The sequence below is a fragment of the uncultured Candidatus Kuenenia sp. genome (assembly GCF_900696675.1).
In the GTDB taxonomy this organism is placed as follows: domain Bacteria; phylum Planctomycetota; class Brocadiia; order Brocadiales; family Brocadiaceae; genus Kuenenia; species Kuenenia stuttgartiensis_A.
The window spans coordinates 1-2,927 of sequence record NZ_CAADGZ010000221.1; the positions used below are offsets into that span (position 1 = coordinate 1).

A 2,927-nucleotide genomic window follows, 5' to 3' on the forward strand; every position below is an offset into this window, starting at 1 on the left:
GGATGGCCATATACTAAGGTGAACTGGTACAGAAACAGAAATGCCAGATGTTTCCAACTCGGAAGTAAGACTACAAAAAATAGTTTAAACACAGATACTACAACACGATATGGCTATAAAACCATTTTCATCGTTTCTGAGTGTTGCTAATGCAACATGATGACTGCTTGCGTTATTTTACCCTCAAGCTGGAAGCTTGAGTCACTATTCTTCCACACCCCCCTGCTAATGGCATTTTTACAAAAAATCGGGAATACTCCCGCAAATTACAAATTACAGACCGCGGCCCGCCGACTGAAGACAGCCTGTAGGCAGGTATGACGGTGAAAATCTAGTATAGCGTTTCATTAAAATATCTACATTGATACCGTCATTGCGGGCGACAGCGAAGCAATCTTAAGTTTTTTGGGAACAAGAGGTTGCTTCGTCGCTCTACTCCTCGCAATGACATTTTTTTACGTATACATTTTAACGAAACGATGTGCTAGTAATACTCTACTTTTTTGAAAAAGTAGGGGCGAAGCATTTGCTCATTTGAGTATGAACGCATTTATGGCAATTACAGCAAATGCTTCGCCCCTACACTATGCGGCAAACATCGTTACTGTTGGAATTTTTCAAAAAACTAAAGTGTTATGTTTTTTGTCATTTGAATTTGTTTCGTATTTCGATATTCGTATTTCGAATTTGGTTTCAGCCAAAGGCCTGGCCAAGCCATTTGTGGTTAAACTCTTTTTGGCTGCGTATGGCATAGATCCCTGGAATTTTCTAAGATGCCGTAGCACTCGGCGCCCGGCAAATTGCCGACTACCGACTGCTGACCTCTGATCTCTGACTGCCAGGTTTATGCTGTATTCGTTAACTGGTTACAGAAGTTATTCATGTAACTGAGAGGGACGAAGTCCCTGTAAATTAAATCAGCAGGCGCGGCCTGCCTGCTGGCAGGTATGTAAGTGAATGCATATGATCCATAGAGAAATTATTTGGGATTTGTGAGTTATTTTTTATCGTAACACTTTAGTTTTTTGAAAAATGTACTAATAAGCTCCGTAGGAGCAGCCTGTTTGTGGTAAAATAGGATATTATAACAGATCGTAGAGACAGGTTTGAAACCTGTCTCTGCAATTAGGAGTGATCTGTCTTTTGTAAATCCATATAAACAGGTCTGCCTGAATACGGACATGCCGCTCCTACGGAGCTATTTATTCTATTGAATTTTATTGTGCTACAAACAGACCGCCCCTGCCGGGGCTACATGGTATTTTTTCTATCCTGTGAATTTTTCAAAAAGCTAAAATGTTATTTTTTATCTGTATTTATCCTTGCCCGCCCTGTATGGAACCAAAGGTTATATCGTACGGGGTCTCCATCTGCGGCAAAACCCCTTTGTGTCTTAGTGTCTTCGTGGCAAAATTCACGGGTTAAAAATATATCTTGTGTAATCTCGAGGCTAAAGCAAAAAAATTATGGAACTAATCGAAAAAATTAAATCAAAGAAGTCGCATATTGGTATCATCGGACTCGGCTATGTGGGACTTCCTCTGGTCATTGAATTCTGTAAGGCAGGGTTTCAGGTTACCGGCTTCGACATTGATCAAGAAAAAGTAACATTATTGAGCCAGGGCAAAAGCTACATAAAACATATTGATAGTTCACGTATCACGGACGCCGGATCGCGTTTCACTCCCACCACGGATTTTTCGATGTTGTCAGCTATGGACTGCATCATCATCTGTGTCCCCACACCGCTGAACAAATACCGTGAGCCTGATATGTCATATGTCTTTAACACAACAAAGACCATTGCCAGAAATCTTCGCAAGGGTCAGCTTATTGTCCTTGAATCCACTACATATCCCGGCACTACGGATGAGGACATGAGACCCATGCTTGAGGAGTCAGGGTTAAAAACGGGTGAGGATTTTTATCTTGCGTTTTCACCGGAGCGGGAAGACCCGAATAATAAGGATTTTTCAACAAGGACTATCCCGAAAGTGGTTGGCGGTTATACGAATAATTGTCTTACCGTTGCACAAGCCCTTTATGATTCGGTAGTGGCAAAGACCGTCCCGGTATCTTCAACAAGAGTTGCAGAGGCTACAAAACTACTTGAGAATATCTATAGATCGGTGAACATAGCGCTGGTAAATGAACTTAAAATGCTTTTTGACAGGATGGGAATTGATGTGTGGGAGGTCATAGAGGCGGCGAAGACAAAACCCTTTGGATTTCAGGCATTTTATCCCGGCCCGGGTCTTGGTGGACATTGTATACCTATCGATCCTTTTTATTTGACCTGGAAGGCGCGGGAATACGAGTTTTCCACCCGGTTTATAGAGCTTGCGGGAGAAATAAATACCAACATGCCTTATTATGTGGTTCAAAAGACTGTTGAGGCGCTTAATGAGAAAGGGAAAAGCATTAAGGACGCAAAGATTTTAATACTGGGGCTTTCATATAAAAAAGATATAGACGATACCCGTGAATCTCCCTCGCTGAAGATCATGGAGCTTCTTGGTGAGAAATATGCTCATGTTGACTACAACGACCCGTATATACCGGTTCTCCCAAAAATGAGGAAATACTCATTTAATAATCGTTCAGTCCCTTTACATGCAGAGACGCTTGCGAAATATGATGCGGTTGTTATCGCAACAGAGCATGCTGATTACAACCCTGAGTTTATTCTAAAAAATTCAAAGCTTATCGTTGATACGAGAAATTTAATTAAGAATCATACGAACCATTCTGATAAGGTAAAAAGAGCATAAAAGGGTAATAAAATTTAGCCTCAGATATACCTAGCGCGGCCTTTGGCCGCAACCAAAAAGGTGATTTTTAGTTTATTATAAAGTATAGTAGTATCCTCGTAAATAGTAATCAGACAATTTGGAGGACACTACTTATGAATAAGTTGATGGAATTAT

At 40.9% G+C, this 2,927-nt stretch carries 1 protein-coding gene; it reads left to right on the plus strand.

All coding sequences use genetic code 11. From position 1 onward, the window contains the following. Positions 1–1,466 precede the first annotated feature (1,466 nt). A complete protein-coding gene (locus QZT26_RS17045) occupies positions 1,467–2,771 on the plus strand; it encodes a nucleotide sugar dehydrogenase (protein WP_295103876.1) in 1,305 nt (434 codons plus the stop codon). Positions 2,772–2,927: the final 156 nt, after the last annotated feature.